Annotated in this window: 18 protein-coding genes and 1 pseudogene; 1 reads left to right on the top strand and 18 read right to left on the bottom strand. The window is 47.2% G+C overall.

Going from position 1 to position 15,019, the window contains the following annotated elements:
- Positions 1-65: 65 nt before the first annotated feature.
- From OF158_RS00160 to metG, 7 genes are all read right to left on the bottom strand, one after another.
- On the bottom strand, positions 66-257 hold the full coding sequence (locus OF158_RS00160; RefSeq protein WP_026104557.1) for a small, acid-soluble spore protein, alpha/beta type: 192 nt from the start codon (positions 255-257) through the stop codon (positions 66-68).
- A gap of 194 nt (positions 258-451) precedes the next feature.
- Positions 452-703: a biofilm formation stimulator Veg gene (gene veg, locus OF158_RS00155; RefSeq protein WP_013857992.1), complete on the bottom strand. Its 252-nt coding sequence runs from the start codon at positions 701-703 to the stop codon at positions 452-454.
- A 281-nt stretch (positions 704-984) separates the two neighbouring features.
- Complete coding sequence (gene yabG / locus OF158_RS00150) at positions 985-1,863, bottom strand: sporulation peptidase YabG (RefSeq protein ID WP_014096581.1); 879 nt, start codon at positions 1,861-1,863, stop codon at positions 985-987.
- Between the two features lie 110 nt (positions 1,864-1,973).
- Complete coding sequence (rsmA, locus tag OF158_RS00145; protein ID WP_014096582.1) at positions 1,974-2,861, bottom strand: 16S rRNA (adenine(1518)-N(6)/adenine(1519)-N(6))-dimethyltransferase RsmA; 888 nt, start codon at positions 2,859-2,861, stop codon at positions 1,974-1,976.
- Positions 2,816-3,418: a ribonuclease M5 gene (gene rnmV / locus OF158_RS00140; RefSeq protein WP_014096583.1), complete on the bottom strand. Its 603-nt coding sequence runs from the start codon at positions 3,416-3,418 to the stop codon at positions 2,816-2,818. The genes rsmA and rnmV overlap by 46 nt, the downstream gene beginning before the upstream one ends.
- Before the next feature lie 18 nt (positions 3,419-3,436).
- Positions 3,437-4,213, bottom strand: coding sequence for a TatD family hydrolase (locus OF158_RS00135; RefSeq protein ID WP_172653420.1), 777 nt, complete (start codon positions 4,211-4,213; stop codon positions 3,437-3,439).
- A 150-nt stretch (positions 4,214-4,363) separates the two neighbouring features.
- Positions 4,364-6,331 carry a methionine--tRNA ligase gene (gene metG, locus OF158_RS00130; RefSeq protein WP_035183027.1) on the bottom strand — a complete coding sequence of 656 codons (1,968 nt, stop codon included), beginning with the start codon at positions 6,329-6,331 and terminating at the stop codon, positions 4,364-4,366.
- Positions 6,332-6,786: 455 nt separating this feature from the next.
- On the opposite strand from metG, the gene OF158_RS00125 reads away from it, so the two are divergent.
- Complete coding sequence (locus OF158_RS00125) at positions 6,787-7,149, top strand: AbrB/MazE/SpoVT family DNA-binding domain-containing protein (protein ID WP_014096586.1); 363 nt, start codon at positions 6,787-6,789, stop codon at positions 7,147-7,149.
- A gap of 67 nt (positions 7,150-7,216) precedes the next feature.
- On the opposite strand, the gene rsmI is transcribed toward OF158_RS00125, so the two are convergent.
- The 11 genes and pseudogenes from rsmI to OF158_RS00070 all read right to left on the bottom strand — a co-directional run bounded on the left by rsmI (position 7,217) and on the right by OF158_RS00070 (position 14,821).
- Positions 7,217-8,101, bottom strand: a complete 885-nt coding sequence (gene rsmI / locus OF158_RS00120; RefSeq protein ID WP_014096587.1) for a 16S rRNA (cytidine(1402)-2'-O)-methyltransferase — start codon at positions 8,099-8,101, stop codon at positions 7,217-7,219.
- Positions 8,064-8,356, bottom strand: a pseudogene (locus OF158_RS00115) (GIY-YIG nuclease family protein). The gene rsmI and the pseudogene OF158_RS00115 overlap by 38 nt, the downstream one beginning before the upstream one ends.
- Positions 8,340-9,086, bottom strand: a complete 747-nt coding sequence (locus OF158_RS00110) for a tRNA1(Val) (adenine(37)-N6)-methyltransferase (RefSeq protein ID WP_017550882.1) — start codon at positions 9,084-9,086, stop codon at positions 8,340-8,342. Before OF158_RS00110 ends, OF158_RS00115 begins: the two are co-directional and overlap by 17 nt.
- Positions 9,087-9,165: 79 nt before the next feature.
- A complete protein-coding gene (gene yabA, locus OF158_RS00105) occupies positions 9,166-9,549 on the bottom strand; it encodes a DNA replication initiation control protein YabA (protein WP_014096590.1) in 384 nt (127 codons plus the stop codon).
- A 15-nt stretch (positions 9,550-9,564) separates the two neighbouring features.
- Complete coding sequence (locus tag OF158_RS00100) at positions 9,565-10,392, bottom strand: PSP1 domain-containing protein (protein ID WP_013857981.1); 828 nt, start codon at positions 10,390-10,392, stop codon at positions 9,565-9,567.
- Positions 10,385-11,386 (bottom strand): DNA polymerase III subunit delta', encoded by a 1,002-nt coding sequence (gene holB, locus OF158_RS00095; protein WP_014096591.1) that lies wholly within the window; start codon positions 11,384-11,386, stop codon positions 10,385-10,387. The genes OF158_RS00100 and holB overlap by 8 nt, the downstream gene beginning before the upstream one ends.
- A gap of 16 nt (positions 11,387-11,402) precedes the next feature.
- Entirely contained in the window at positions 11,403-11,843 is a 441-nt protein-coding gene (locus OF158_RS00090) for a YaaR family protein (protein ID WP_014096592.1), read from the bottom strand.
- A gap of 15 nt (positions 11,844-11,858) precedes the next feature.
- On the bottom strand, positions 11,859-12,188 hold the full coding sequence (locus OF158_RS00085; RefSeq protein WP_013857978.1) for a cyclic di-AMP receptor DarA: 330 nt from the start codon (positions 12,186-12,188) through the stop codon (positions 11,859-11,861).
- A 101-nt stretch (positions 12,189-12,289) separates the two neighbouring features.
- Positions 12,290-12,943: a dTMP kinase gene (gene tmk / locus OF158_RS00080; protein WP_014096593.1), complete on the bottom strand. Its 654-nt coding sequence runs from the start codon at positions 12,941-12,943 to the stop codon at positions 12,290-12,292.
- 13 nt (positions 12,944-12,956) lie between these two features.
- On the bottom strand, positions 12,957-14,426 hold the full coding sequence (locus OF158_RS00075; RefSeq protein ID WP_017550884.1) for an aminotransferase class I/II-fold pyridoxal phosphate-dependent enzyme: 1,470 nt from the start codon (positions 14,424-14,426) through the stop codon (positions 12,957-12,959).
- A 182-nt stretch (positions 14,427-14,608) separates the two neighbouring features.
- Entirely contained in the window at positions 14,609-14,821 is a 213-nt protein-coding gene (locus OF158_RS00070) for a sigma factor G inhibitor Gin (RefSeq protein ID WP_014096595.1), read from the bottom strand.
- Between the last annotated feature and the right edge of the window lie 198 nt (positions 14,822-15,019).

Genomic DNA, 15,019 nt, shown 5'->3' with positions numbered 1-15,019 from the left:
ATTCGAATATGCAAAAAGCCGGGGAAATTCCCCGGCCCGGCGCCATGCAGCAGTCGCAAAGATTGTCAGGAGTTGCCCGATTGTTTTTCCGAAGCAAGGTGCTCTTCAGCCAGTTCAATGGCACGCTTTACCATATTCCCGGCATCCCGGGCTTTGATGCCGCCCCAACCTTCTTCTTGGACGACATCATAAAAGCCGAGGTCTTTCGCCAGTTCTTCTTTAAAACGTTCAGACATAATCCCTCTTCTTCGGCCCATTAGATAAATTTCCCCCTTTGACGGGAAAGACAAAAAAATCCCCGCCTTCCCTTTCATTTGGTTGTTATATCCCTGCATGCGCCTCTTTGTAGTATGTACGAAACAAGGTTAGAATATGAAAAAAGCAGCAGCAGGATCATTCCCGCTACCGCCTATAAAATAGAAAACAGCAAACATATGTCTGCTGCCGCTCATCAAACCTCTTGTTGTTTATCCATAAAAACAAGCTGTACTGTTTCTGTCAGGACATCTGCATAGCTGTAGGAAACACGTTCAAAAGCATTTTCCTCCTGGTCTAATTCGATGACAAAAACCGCTGGGTAAGTTTCTGCCAAAACACCGGAACGTTCAATCGTCTTTCTCCTGCCACCATTGGCTCTTAACATTAATCTTTTTCCCAAGTTTGAATCCAAGGATCTTTTAATGTCTGTTAACGTTTTTGGCATTTCGCTCCACCTCACTAGTCTCAATTATAACACAGCTTGCGCTTCCGGTCAAATAAAACATATATTTTATCAGTGATCAAGCCGGTCTGTCAACCATTTTTCATTGCTTCCCTGCCGTTTTTCCAAGGTGAAGGTTTGCATGTTCAGTGTATGGGGCTGCCTTGGGGAAATGTACCACTGATCCAGGCCCATATTCTTATCAATAGGATATGCCAAATGCAATCGAATTATGTAAAATTCTGCAGCCCGGCCCATTTTTAAGGAACCGGGATGGGGCCCCGTCAGTCCTCATCCATTGGCTTATACGGCATCCCGGTCCGCAGCACGCCCTTTGTTTCCACGCCTCCCAGTCCTTTTTGCCCTGTCAGTGTATTGCGGAGCACATCCCAAACATTCACTTGTTCCATAAACGAGGTGTAACAGATCTTGGCCACAATATAGACCGGATCAAGCGCATGAATATTCACCCGGAGCGGAGAACTGGCAAAATTGGCGCCGGCCTGGATGAGCGATTCAAAATGGGACTGGCATGCGCCTGCAAAAATGACGAGCTGATCCAAATTCGGCACCTTTTTTCTTGCCTCCATCACGGTTCTGACAAAAGATTTTGAATGACGGTATGCATTTAAATCTGCTTTTTTCCCCTTTGATTTGGAATAGGCATCATGGCCGGTAATCACCAGAATATTCGGCCGGTATTGGTCAAGCAGCGCATGGATGCGAACCGGCATTTCTTTTTCGTAACAATGGACACCGTAAACTGTCACGCCGATTTTTTCATACAAGTTCATGCATTTTTTTAAATAATGGGGATCGCCGTCCAAATGCAAAACCCTTCCCGGTAGCTGGAAATAACTCAGTTCCTCTTTATAGCCATGGGTGGCCTCGTACTCGCGTTTTTCCTTCATCAGTTCGATATCTTGTTTAAACAGTTCGAATGACTGTTCTTCCAACGAACGAAATGCCTGCGTAATTTTCGATCTTTCCGCAGGGCCAAGGGTGACTAGGTCTTCAAACGGGGCATCCGCGATCAGCCGGACGTCCTCCCCGTACAAAACAGCCACTTTCCGCCCGTTCTGCTCCTGTATATCAATGACCCGGAATAAAATATCACAATTGTAAGACTTCCTTCCAACAATTGCGTTGAGCCTTGCTTCCATTGCCGTCAACTCCATTTGTATCCATCTCTCGCCTGCATAACACTATATATGCACTGCCTTCGGAAATGGTGAAAAAGCCGGGGGAAGCGCTCCCCCGGCTGATGCGACATTTAGGATGATGTGTGAAAAATGGGAAACAAGGCATTGCTTAATGCGGCAAATTCCTCGAGGCTGAGCGTTTCCCCCCTTCTTGACGGTTCAATTTTAAGCTGCTCGAGTACGGAAAGGAGTGTCTCTTTCTTGTCTTTTCCGCCGGGAAGGCCAGCAGTCAAATTATTGATCAAGGTTTTCCGCCGCTGGGCAAAGGAAGCTTTTGCCACCTGAAAAAAGAACGCTTCATCTTTAACCTCGACTTTCGGTTTGTCCCTTTTCACAAGCTTTACCACGGCGGAATCCACATTCGGCTGCGGCATAAAAACCGTTTTCGGCACAATCATCGCCACTTCCGCCGTCATATAATACTGGATGGCAATGGAAAGCGTGCCGTAGTTTTTCGTGCCGGGAACCGCCGAAATCCGGTCGGCCACTTCTTTTTGCAGCATCACGACCATGCCGCGGATCGGATACAGGCCGGTGACAAATTTTAATATGATCGGGGTCGTCACGTAATACGGCAGATTGGCGACAACCATGATATCGTTTATGCCGGCAAATTCCGTTTCCAGCACTTTTCCAACATCGGCCTTTAACACGTCTTCATAGATCACGTTTACATTCGGGTACGGCGCCAGCGTATCTTTCAGGATCGGGGCAAGCCTTTTGTCGATTTCAAAGGCCACGACTTTTTTGCTGCGGCGGGCGAGATGTTCCGTGAGCGCACCAATGCCGGGACCGATTTCAACAACGCCGGACTCTTCCGTTAAATCCGCCGTATCCGTAATATTCCGCAGAATGTTCGGGTCAATTAAAAAATTTTGGCCCAGGCTTTTTTTAAACGAAAATCCGTACCGGTTTAAAATCGCTTTTGTCCGGATGGGGGTGGCAATGTCTTTTTGCAAGTTGATTCCTCCTGTAACACTTTCATCAGAGCATCCCGGAACGTTTCTTTATCGATTTGGAACACCATCAGCCGCTTATGGAGCTGCTTGCCGTTCGTGTATCCGATTTTTAAAAGTTCCCCGATTCTTGCCCTTCTTTGTTTCGCCAGCGGGCCGGCAATCAGACCGGCAGCCATTAAATCATCCCTTGTGATGACTTCCGGCACGGCTTCCTCCATTTGATGCGCCTCCCGTAGCGCTTGCCGGATCGCCGCAGGGTGGGCATGTTCAACCCCGATTCCCCGGTCCTCGGGCGCCCGTGCCTCCTGTTTGGCCAAAAATGCGTGTTTGCAGCCGGGCACTTTTTCCGCGATCGTTTTGCGGATTTTTTCGCCGGGAAAATCAGGATCGGTGAAAATGATGGCGCCCCTTTTTTCCTGGGCAAGGCGGATTTTTTCAATCGTACTTTCCGAAATGGCCGACCCGTTTGTTTCAATCGTGTCGGCATCGAGCGCCCGCTTAATGGCCGCTGTGTCGTCTTTGCCTTCCACGACAATAACCTCTTTTAATTTTGCCATGCGGATAAAACTCGCTTTCTATGCATGATCTTTTATTCTAAACAATTTTTCTGCATTTAACATCGTCTGTTCGGCAACTTTTTCAAAAGGAATGCCTTTAATTTCCGCAATCTGCTCAGCGACCAGTTTCACATATGCCGGCTCATTGCGTTTCCCGCGGTACGGATGCGGGGCAAGATAAGGGCAGTCCGTCTCAACCAAAAGCTTTTCAAGCGGGACCTCGGCAGCTACTTCTTTCGGTTTTTTTGCATTTTTAAACGTCACCGGGCCGCCAAGTGAAATGTAGAAATTCATTTTGATGCATTCTTTCGCCGTTTCCGGGCTGCCGCTGAAACAGTGCATAATGCCGCCTGCTTCCTGTGCATTTTCCTCTTTTAAAATTTGCACACAGTCTTCTGTCGCTTCCCGGTTATGGATAATAATGGGCAAATCAAGCTTTTTGGCGAGCCGGATTTGCCGCCTGAACACTTCCTGCTGTACCTCTTTCGGCGATTTATCCCAATGATAGTCCAGCCCGATTTCGCCGATCGCCACCACTTTCGGATGATGGGCAAGAGATTCAATCCAGTCCAGGTCTTCATCTTTCATGTCAATCGCATCAACCGGGTGCCAGCCGATCGCTGCATACAGAAACGGGTATTGGTCAATCAGCGCCATCGCTTTTTGGATGGTCGGCCTGTCAAACCCGACGACTATCATCTTTTCCACCCCGGCCGCCCGCGCACGTGCGATGGTGGCTTCCAAATCCTCTTTGAACGCTTCATCATTGATATGCACATGGGTATCAAATAACATCTTTTTCACCTCAAATTCTTCACGTTTGTTTTCACATATGATCGGGAAAAACATCTATTTTTCCTGAAAAGTAAAAGAAAAACATAGAGAGATCCGTCGAAATTTGTTCCACGTGAAACATCTCTATGTTTTTCATCTCATCTGGTCCCTTTATTTGACAATCGCGCCGAGCGGCAGGCTTTCATCAATGGTTGCCAATGACAATATGCCGTCTTTTTCGCCTGCGAGAATCATGCCTTGTGACCATTCACCGCGCAATTTTACAGGTTTCAGATTGGCCACGACAATGACTCTGCGCCCAACCAGTTCTTCCGGTTTATAATATTCCGCAATGCCGGAAACAACCTGGCGCTGTTCATCGCCAAGGTCAAGCTGCAGTTTCAACAGTTTATCGGCTTTTTTTACCGGCTCACAAGCAGTTACTTTCGCGACACGCAAATCCATTTTTGCGAAATCATCGATCGTAATCTCGGCTTTTGTGTCTGCCGCTTTCGGTTTTTCTTCTTTCGCTTCTTCTTTTTTCGGTTCCGGGCCTTGCATTTGCGACTTGATAAACTGAATTTCTTTTTCGATATCGAGACGAGGGAAAATCGGCTTTCCTTTTTTCACAACTTTTGTGCCTTCTGGAATGCTGCCGAATAAGGACAGGCTTTCCCATGTATGCAAGTGCTCATCCGTTAAGTTCAGCTGGTCAAAGATCTTCTTTGGCGTAGATGTCAAAAACGGCTGTAACAGGACGGCGATATGGCGCAGCGACTCCGCCAGATGGACCATCACTTCGGCAAGTTCTGCCTGCTTTGCTTCATCTTTTGCCAGTGTCCACGGGGTTGTTTCATCAATATATTTGTTCGTGCGGCTGACAAAATCCCACAACGACGTGAGCGCAACGGAGAACTGCATGTTTTCCATCGCATCTTCGTACTTTTTCACCGCCTCTTTATAAGCGGTCACAAGCTGGATGGAAAACGGGTTGTGCGAACCGGAAAAGGCCGGAATGACACCGTCAAAATACTGGTTCATCATCGCAATCGTACGGTTCAGCAGATTGCCCAGATCATTGGCGAGGTCAAAATTGATCCGTTCCACAAACCCTTCCGGCGTAAAAATGCCATCCGCCCCAAACGGCACTTCACGCAGCAAGTAATAGCGGAGTGCGTCGAGCCCGTACCGGTCAATCAAAGTAACCGGGTCAATGACATTCCCTTTTGATTTCGACATTTTTCCGTCTTTCATAAGGAGCCAGCCGTGTGCAAATACTTTTTTCGGCAGCGGAAGGCCAAGCGCCATCAGCATAATCGGCCAGTAAATCGTATGGAAACGAACGATTTCCTTGCCAACAAGATGGACGTCAGCCGGCCAGTATTTCCGGTAGTTCGAATCGTCATCGCTACCGTAACCGAGTGCTGTAATATAGTTAGTCAGGGCATCAATCCAGACATAGATGACATGTTTCGGATCCCCGGGCACTTTTATCCCCCAGTCAAACGTTGTCCGCGATACAGCAAGATCCTCAAGCCCCGGTTTGATGAAGTTATTGATCATTTCATTTTTCCTGCTTTCCGGCTGAATGAAATCCGGATTTTCCTCATAGTATTGCAAAAGCCGGTCGACATATTTCCCCATTTTGAAAAAGTACGATTCCTCTTTTACTTTTTCTACTGGCCTGCCGCAGTCCGGGCATTTGCCGTCCACAAGCTGGCGTTCCGTGAAGAAGGATTCACAAGGCGTACAGTACCAGCCCTCATACTCTCCCAAATAAATATCGCCCTGGTCAAGCAGCTTCTTGAAAATCTTTTCCACTGCCTTTTTGTGGCGGTCCTGGGTCGTGCGGATAAAATCATCATTGGATATTTCGAGTTTTTTCCATAGATCCTGGATGCCGGCGACAATTTCATCGACATATTGCTGCGGTGTCACGCCTTTTTCCTTTGCTTTGCGTTGGATTTTCTGGCCGTGCTCATCCGTGCCGGTCAGGAACATGACGTCAAACCCGCGCAGCCTTTTATAACGGGCCATCGCATCGCCTGCAACGGTTGTATAGGCATGGCCGATATGTAAATTTCCGCTCGGATAATAGATCGGCGTTGTGATATAAAAAGTTTTCCGTTTCTCTTCCAAACCAGCCTCCACCTTTCGATAACATTAGACATTTCTTTTGCACATTTCGCGCGCTGCTTAGAACTTCTAAACAATAAGTATAAAACTTTTCGTGAAAATAAGCAAAAACGTGGATTTTTGAAAAAAAGGCCCATATGTTCAGTATACCGCATCAAAAGGATGCATTGCATCTTCATGGCGCCCGGTACAGCGCATTATCCATTATAGACGGCATTCCGCCGGTTTAACCGGTGCAAGGGCCGTGACTTTTATCCTTGTCGAAAAATATTTTAAACAAATTTGTTTTTTTATTCCAATTTATCTTCTATAATACAATTAGATAGGTTGTATAGTTTTTGAAGATTCAGGGGTATTCGCCAGTTTTCGATAGATATAGAAGGTCAGCATTTGTGCAACCGGGTTTGGTATCAGGGTTTTGTACAGGTTCACATTTACTTTAAGGGAGGAAAGCGTTAATGAAATCAACAGGCATTGTACGGAAAGTCGACGAGCTCGGCCGTGTTGTCATTCCAATTGAATTGCGGAGAAATCTTGGCATTGCTGAAAAAGATGCATTGGAGATTTATGTCGATGATGACAAGATCATTTTGAAAAAGTACAAGCCCAATATGACCTGTCTCGTTACCGGGGAAGTCTCGGATGACAATCTCCGGCTGGCAGGCGGAAAAATTGTTTTAAGCCGTGAAGGCGCAGAATTGCTGATGAAAGAAATTAAAGAAAATTTTCATTTGGAAGATCAACCGGCTGAAAATGAACAGGCAAAAGACGAAGCAGATCCATTCGCATCCAAACCTGAGCCGGAACCGGAACCCCGCTGAAACGCGGGGGTTTTTTTTAAGCCTTGGACAGATCTTTGTTGCCAAATATCCTCCTTAGGTTTTTGATTCACAGTTCGTGATAGATTTGGTAGACTTCCCTTTTTGGCAGTTTCCGGTCTTTTGCCGCAAGCTTGATCGCTTCTTTTGCCGGCAGCTGTTTTTGCTGCATATAGGCTTCCACATGCTCCTTAACGGATAGCGCCGTCCACCAGAAATCGTCGTCTTCTTCCCCTGTTTCAGGGCTACCTTCCACAACCAGGCAGAACTCGCCGCGCACTTCATTGTTTTCGACCCATTCCACCGCTTCTTGAATCGTCCCCCGCAAAAATTCCTCAAATTTTTTCGTCAGCTCACGGCTGATGGAAATTTGTCGCTCACCCAGCACTTCCGCCATCATTTGCAGCGTATGTTTCAGCCGGTGCGGTGCTTCATACAAAATGAAAGTGGACGGAATTTTTGCGAGCCGTTCCAGTGCCGCCCGCTTTTCCTGCTTTTCCCGTGGCAGAAAACCGTAAAACGTAAACGGCTGCGGTGCAATCCCAGAAGCAATTAACGCCGTAAGCGCCGCGTTTGCGCCTGGAAGCGGCACAACAGGGATCCCTTCGCGAATGCAGGCAGTGGCAAGCTCATAACCCGGATCCGAAATGCACGGCATGCCTGCGTCGCTTACAAGGGCAATCTTTTCGCCGCGCGTGAGCCTCATGATTAAATCGCGTGTGCTCGCTTCTTTATTATGTTCGTGATGACTTACAAGCGGCGTGTGAATATCGAAGTAGCTGCACAACTTTTTGCTGTTTCGCGTATCTTCAGCAGCAATCAAATCGGCTTCTTTTAAAATGCGCACCGCCCGGAATGTCATATCTTCCAGATTGCCAATCGGGGTCGGGACCAAATAGAGAATCCCTTTATTTTTTTCATCCTGGAAACTTTGCTGCCTGTGCAAGGTCGACACCTGCCTTCTCCAAAAATCGCTCTTTTTCCCGGCGTGAAAGCTTTTTAAAAGCATATTCCGCTTTCATGGCCTCGCTTTTTGTCGCATATTCCTGAAAATACAAAAGCTTGACCGGTGTCCGCGTTCGCGTATACTTGGCGCCCCGGCCCTCGCTGTGTTCGCGGAAGCGCCGTTTTAATCAACGGTATACCCGCCGTAAAAACTGCCGTCACAGCATAGAAGCACGTAAAAATATGATTTAGTTTTTGTTTCCATACAGCAATTCTTTCACTTCTTCCGTATATTCGCCATCCTGCCCGTACACGAACAACGGTGGGAGAATCTTTAAATCCGGTTTTCCGTCTTTTATGCCTTCCACCAGAATCGTATTCGCTTCTTTGCCTGCTTTCGGATAAACAAACCGGAGCCGTTTTGGTTCGAGACGGTGTTTTTTCATCAACGTAATCAAGTCGACCAGACGTCCCGGGCGGTGCACAAACGCCGCTTTGCCGCCCTGCTTGAGCATCCTGCTGCTGACTTTTACGACATCTTCCAATGTACAAAAAATTTCATGGCGGGCAATCGCAAAATGCTCATTTTCATTTTGAATATTCTTCGTCTGCGAAGGAAAATAAGGCGGATTGCACGTTACCACGTCAAATTTGCTGCAGCCGAGCACATCCGGCATCTCCTTCAAATCGCCGTGAATGATCCGGATCCTGTCCTCAAGCCCGTTATAAGCGACGCTTCTTTTTGCCATATCCGAGAGGCGTTCCTGAATTTCGACCCCGGTAATCTCCGCTTTCGTACGGTTGCTTAATAAAAGCGGGATTACCCCGTTCCCCGTGCACAAATCAAGCACTTTCCCTTTTTGGATCGGCAGCCATGCAAACTTTGCCAGAAGCACCGCATCCAATGAAAAAGCAAACACGGACGGGCTTTGCACAATCCTTAAATTTTCCGCAAGCAAATAATCCAATCGTTCGTCTCCTGATAATGTCACCATACCCTGTAGCCTCCAAAAACAACGGCTGCATAAAACAGCCTTCCCGGTAAAAGGAAGGCTTTTCATCTTGGACCGTTCGTTACTTCTTGTTCAAAAAGGAAAGGCAGAACAGGCAATCTTCCCCGTTGCGTGGGCTGCCGAAATGGACATTGCAAATATGGAAGCCTTCCTGATAAAGGCGGGCCAGATTGTCGTACCCTTCGCCGATATCAAGAAGCGTCTGCGGCACGCCCTTTTCCTTGATTTTCCGGACAATCTCGGCCGGTTCCTCATGCGAATCTGTGCCTTCCCCGCCGGATTCGGGCTGCAACTGGCGCCTGAAATAGTCATTCTGGATTTTCAAAATGCTGTTTTCTTCAATGACTTCCGTTAAATCCCGTTTCAGTTCCCCCAACTTTTCCTGGAGCGCCCCGATCTGCACTTCCATTTGCTGTATCGCCTCAAATAATTCTTTCCTATCCATCAGTTCTCCACCTCATTAATCCGTGGATTGAATTGACACAACATCCGCACTTAAAAATTCTTCCATCGTATACTCAATCGTACGCCCCTGGCTTTGTAATTCAATTTGCAAAACGCGTTCCAAAATGTTCAGGCCGGTCACTTTTCCGGTTCCGTAAGGCGTTTTCACCATTTCCCCGACATCCGGAAACGCTTCTTTTACCGCTTCATATTCATCATTCTCATATTTCAGGCAGCACATGAGACGTCCGCAAAGCCCAGAAATTTTCGCCGGATTTAATGACAAATTCTGGTCTTTTGCCATTTTGATCGATACCGGCTCAAAATCACCCAAAAACGTGGAACAGCACAGCATCCTGCCGCAAGGACCGATGCCGCCAAGCATTTTGGCTTCATCCCGCACCCCGATTTGGCGGAGTTCGATCCTTGTCCGGAAAATGGACGCCAAATCTTTTACGAGCTCCCGGAAATCGACACGCCCGTCAGCGGTAAAATAAAAAATAATCTTATTCCGGTCAAATGTATACTCCACATCCACCAGCTTCATCTCAAGCTGGTGTTCCGCAATTTTTTTCATGCAAATCCCATATGCTTCTTTTGCTGCCGCTTTATTTTCATCCACTGTCATATGATCTTTCTGGTCGGCAATCCGGATGATTTTTTTCAGCGGCAACACGACATCATGTTCCCCGACAACTTTGGGATTTGTCACAACAAAGCCATACTCAATGCCGCGCGCAGTTTCGACGATGACGGCATCATTTTTTTTAACGGGAAAATCGCCTGGGTCGAAATAATATACTTTGCCGGCTTTTTTAAACCGGATTCCTACTACGTTAAACAAAGGCCGTTCCCCCCTGCAAATTTAAAACAAGCTGTTCCATGAGCAGCTGTTGATTGACATTGGCACCCAATTTCTTTTTTGCATCAAGAATGGCTGCCAGTTTTTCAGCCAGAGAACGCGGGGAGCAGGAAAGAATATCTGCAGAAAGACGGTTTAGCTGATCGGGATAAACGACATCTTCCTGTTTTCCCAGATGGATGGAAAGAAGATCTTTATAAATCCATATCAACAGATCCAACCCGAGATCCAGTTGATTTTTTTCTTTAAAATGCCCAAACCACGCTTCCTGCAAAAAAACCATTGCGTGGGAAGGTGATTTTGAAAGGGTTGTATACAATTTTAACACGATTTTTCGGGCTTGTGCAAACCACTCATCTTTGCTTAAATCAAGCGCTTCTTCCAAGTGGCTTGTCATATGGGAAAGAAGCGGGGCCAAATCGGGGCTGACCCCGTTTTCAATCAGCTGTTTTTTCAGTATGGCGGGTGGGACCGGCTTGAATGAAACAACCTGGCAGCGGGATAAAATGGTCGGCAGGATCCGGTGCAGCTGGGTTGTCATCAGCACAGCCGTCGTACCAGGATTCGGCTCTTCCAGAAACTTCAGCAGGCTGTTGGCGGCGCCTGTTGACATTTTTTCAGCGTCTACAATCATATACAGTTTCCGTTTCGACTCCACTGCCCGTTTGGAAAACTCCTGCTGCAACGCTTTAATCTGCTCCTTCTTGATCGAAAGGCCGTCCGGTTCAACCAGATGAACGTCAGGATGGGTGCCGTGGCTGATTCTTAAGCAATTCGAACAGCTTTCGCATGGGAAAAAATCATCCACAGGCTGCAGGCAAAATAATGTTTTCGCCAGTAGCTGTGCAGCTTCTTTTTTCCCTGTGCCGCGTCCGCCTTCAAATAAATAAGCATGCGCCATCCGGCTGCGCCTGATGCTGTGTTTCAGCAAAGTTGCTGCAACAGGCTGAATACTTTCAAATGCTTCCCATGTCATGGCTTCTTCCACTCTCTTAAGTATATAAATTAATCAGCAAACCTTTTACCTCGCCGATTTTCCCCAGTATATCGAGAGCGGGCTGCTCTTTTCTGAGACAGGCGTCGGTAAGATCCGCCAGTTTTTTGTCTATGGTTTCCACTATATTCAATTTGCGGCTTTCCCCGAACCGGTCGAAGCTTTGTGACTGTTTATTTTTCATCCCGTATTCGACAGTTTGCTTCACAAATTGTTTTACAAGCGACTTGAATTTGGACAAATCTTTAAGATTGCGCGAACGGGCAAGTCGGCTGCCGGCTTCGTCAATTTGCGACAATAGCTGGTGAAATTCATTCATTTGCAGCTTTTCCCTGCTTGTGTCCATCATTTCGGCAAAATTTGTTGTGCCCGTTACCATGCTTTTTGCTTCGCGGGCCGTTTTGTCCAAACCAATACGCAAATCCTGTTGTATTTTCAATCCCTTATTCCCCCGTTAAAACTGGTGAAATTCATCTACTGGCAGGACAAATACTGTCGCGCCCCCCACTTCGATTTCGACCGGATACGGGATGTAGCTGTCGGCATTTCCGCCCATCGGTGAAACCGGGGTAATAAACTGTTCCCTCGATTTGCAATTTTCCTTAATGACCTGCAGCGCTTTATTGACACGAATTTCTTCCGTCCCAATCAGAAAAGTCGTATTGCCTGATTTTAAAAACCCGCCTGTTGATGCAAGTTTTGTCACACGAAAATTATGATCAACCATGGCTTTCATCAACCGGTTGCTGTCCTGGTCCTGTACGACTGCGACGATCAGTTTCATTTTTTCCCCTCCTGAATTTTCAACCGTATATTTATCCCTCATTATATCATCTTCCATTTACCGTTATATATGAAATTCTGCTCCTGTATGTGAATTTCCTTTTATCCGGGGAAATTTTTCCCGTAATGTCGGAAAATGGCGTCCAGCACTTTTTGCAAAGCGGTATGATATATATATTCTACCTCTTTATTGGCATCAATGGCATGTATTCTCTCCGGAAACCGTTTTAACAATATTTGGAACCCTTCTCTTACCTTTCTATGGAAGTCGATGGCTTCCAGATCAAGGCGGTTTACTTCACGGTTGTGATTTTTGGCAATCCGGCTGAGGCCTGTCTCTGCTTCTACATCAAAATAGAGCGTCAAATCCGGCAGCAGCCCGCCCGTTGCAAACTGATTGATCCGGTATACTTCCTCTATCCCGATTCCTCGCGCATAGCCCTGGTACGCGAGCGAACTGTCAATAAACCGGTCACACAGGACAATGCGCCCCTGTTCTAGTGCCGGCAAGACCTTCTCTGCAAGATGCTGGCGACGGCTTGCCGCATACAGCAAAGCTTCCGTCCGCGCATCCATTTCCGTATTTTCCGGGTTCAAAATGATGTGCCGAATCTGCTCGGCAATTTTAATGCCCCCGGGTTCCCGCGTCAACACAACGGGATAGCCGTTTTCCTTTAAGTGTGCGGCAATCATCCCGGTAATGGTCGTTTTCCCCGCACCCTCCGGTCCTTCTGCTGTAATAAAAATTCCTTTCATGTTCTCTCCCTCTCTATTTATAAACTGCCAGCCTGTTTTCAAAAAACGGAGCATCCGCGTGAAACCTTGCCCCGCAAGCGCGCAGTTGTTGGATTTGGTAAATATGGGCGTCTCTAACCTGTTCACCCGGCACAAGAAGCGGCACACCGGGCGGATACGGCGTAACCATTTTTGCCGCAATCCGCCCCTTCGCTTCTGCAAATGATACCCATTCTACCTCTTTTTCTTCCATTTCATCATAAGCAAGGTGGAGTTCCGTTAACCCATGCAGGACGTCCAAGCCTGCTGTTTCCATCCGGCTATATCCGGACGCCTGTTTTTGCTCCACCCGTTTCAGCAGGGATTCATTCTCGGCTTGTGGAGATACTCCGGACAGTGCTGCTTCGATCCGCCCGGCAGCATCCTCATACGGAAAAGGCATACCGTTTTTTAAAAGCGGCAGCACAAAGACAACCCGTTGTAAATCCGCCATTTCTGTGTACACACCGGCACCTTCAAGCACGGACTGAAGTTTGAACCCGGAGAGGCCGGGAAATGTCGCCAGCAATTTCAGCGGATCCTGCCCCTCCTTTTTCTCCCATTTTAACATCTTGCTGAGCCGCGCGGAAAATTGCTCCCTTTGTGTCAGGGTATAGCAGATATCTTCACGGCTGAAATTGGCGGCATACCACCTTGCGTAATCGAGCGACATCATAATGGGATACGACGGGCTGCTCGATTGCAGTGCCGATAAATAGAATCCAAGTCTTTCAAACGGAAAATGCGGCGCACGGATATGTAAAAAAGACCCCATTGTCATAGCCGGCAGCATCTTATGGGCAGACTGGACAGCGGCATCTGCCCCCTGGTGAAGCGCCGTCTCCGGAAACGGGGAGCCAATCTGAAAATGCGCACCATGGGCTTCATCCACCAACACATAAGCGCCGTTTTGATGTGCGATGTCAGCCACAGCCCGCAAATCGTAGGTGATGCCATAATAAGTCGGATAAGTCAAAATACACGCTTTCACGTCCCGGTATTTCCTGAACGCCTGTACAAATAATCTTTCTGAAAATCCTGCCGGCATTTGGCGTTCCTTATCGATTTCAGGAAAAACAAAAACCGGATTTGCCCTGGCAAGCCTGAGGGCATGCAAAACCGATTGATGGCAGTTCCGGTCCACAAGCACACGATCCCCCGGCCGGCATACAGAAAGGATCATGGCGAGGTTGCCAACGGTGCTTCCGTTTACGAGAAAATAGCTCTTTTCACTGCCGTAATAAGCAGCCAGCAAATCCTGTGCTTCTTGAATGGCTCCTTCAGCATGGTGCAAATCATCCAGCCCGGACAATTCTGTTGCATCATATTGTAAAAAAGACGCGCTTTCTTTTAACAACGGCTCAATCAACAAGCCGTTTTTATGCCCCGGCACGTGGAACGAAACGGGATTTTTATGTTGATAGCGGCATAGCGCTTCAAATAATGGCATTCGATTTTGATCCATCTCCGTACCCCTTATCATACGGAGCCGCCTGTAAAAACCGGCCCCGAGTTTACTTATTCTATTTTACTATAAACGGGTAAAAGCGGGCAGGAAATGGGTGATTGAAGTTTTTCCGATTGTCCGAGTATCTTTTCATAGAGTAGCATTTACACGGGCAGAACAAAAAAATAACCAAGCCTGTTTTAATATGCTTGGTCATGTATACATTTTGGGCTTTGAACTGCTTTCAACTGTCGGACAAAATAGGAATAACGCGGATCTCCCGTATCGGTACGGACCATTTCCTTTTCGCAGTCACTGCAGATAAATGATGTATAAAGATGGATGCCGTTATGTTTCAATTTCTCACAAACAATGCACATTTCCGGTTCATGTCTCAGGGCACTCCGATCCATCTGCTCCACCCCCTGCTCATTATAATTGCCATCATTTCCGCGGACTATTCACAATCAAAGAGATTTTTTCAAATGTTGCAACGAGAAAGCGAAATGATGTATGGTATCGTATGCCGGTTTTTCAGGTGTGTGTATGTCTCAAAAGAACGCGATAAGAAAGAGCTTGCTGACAAATTGGGTACAAACTCAGAATCGGAT

This window comes from Weizmannia sp. WK01 (assembly GCF_025905465.1).
Classification (GTDB): Bacteria; Bacillota; Bacilli; order Bacillales; family Bacillaceae_C; genus Weizmannia; species Weizmannia faecalis.
Note: the sequence above shows the minus strand (reverse complement) of the source record. Positions and strands in the feature narration are given on the sequence as shown.

Excerpts from the sequence above, each read along its gene's own strand:
- OF158_RS00160 (WP_026104557.1), bottom strand. The coding sequence starts at position 257 with ATGGGCCGAAGAAGAGGGATTATGTCTGAACGTTTTAAAGAAGAACTG.
- veg (WP_013857992.1), bottom strand. The coding sequence starts at position 703 with ATGCCAAAAACGTTAACAGACATTAAAAGATCCTTGGATTCAAACTTG.
- yabG (WP_014096581.1), bottom strand. The coding sequence starts at position 1,863 with ATGGAAGCAAGGCTCAACGCAATTGTTGGAAGGAAGTCTTACAATTGT.
- rnmV (WP_014096583.1), bottom strand. The coding sequence starts at position 3,418 with ATGGCAAAATTAAAAGAGGTTATTGTCGTGGAAGGCAAAGACGACACA.
- OF158_RS00135 (WP_172653420.1), bottom strand. The coding sequence starts at position 4,213 with ATGTTATTTGATACCCATGTGCATATCAATGATGAAGCGTTCAAAGAG.
- OF158_RS00125 (WP_014096586.1), top strand. The coding sequence starts at position 6,787 with ATGAAATCAACAGGCATTGTACGGAAAGTCGACGAGCTCGGCCGTGTT.
- OF158_RS00110 (WP_017550882.1), bottom strand. The coding sequence starts at position 9,086 with ATGGTGACATTATCAGGAGACGAACGATTGGATTATTTGCTTGCGGAA.
- yabA (WP_014096590.1), bottom strand. The coding sequence starts at position 9,549 with ATGGATAGGAAAGAATTATTTGAGGCGATACAGCAAATGGAAGTGCAG.
- holB (WP_014096591.1), bottom strand. The coding sequence starts at position 11,386 with ATGACATGGGAAGCATTTGAAAGTATTCAGCCTGTTGCAGCAACTTTG.
- OF158_RS00085 (WP_013857978.1), bottom strand. The coding sequence starts at position 12,188 with ATGAAACTGATCGTCGCAGTCGTACAGGACCAGGACAGCAACCGGTTG.
- tmk (WP_014096593.1), bottom strand. The coding sequence starts at position 12,943 with ATGAAAGGAATTTTTATTACAGCAGAAGGACCGGAGGGTGCGGGGAAA.
- OF158_RS00075 (WP_017550884.1), bottom strand. The coding sequence starts at position 14,426 with ATGGATCAAAATCGAATGCCATTATTTGAAGCGCTATGCCGCTATCAA.
- OF158_RS00070 (WP_014096595.1), bottom strand. The coding sequence starts at position 14,821 with ATGGATCGGAGTGCCCTGAGACATGAACCGGAAATGTGCATTGTTTGT.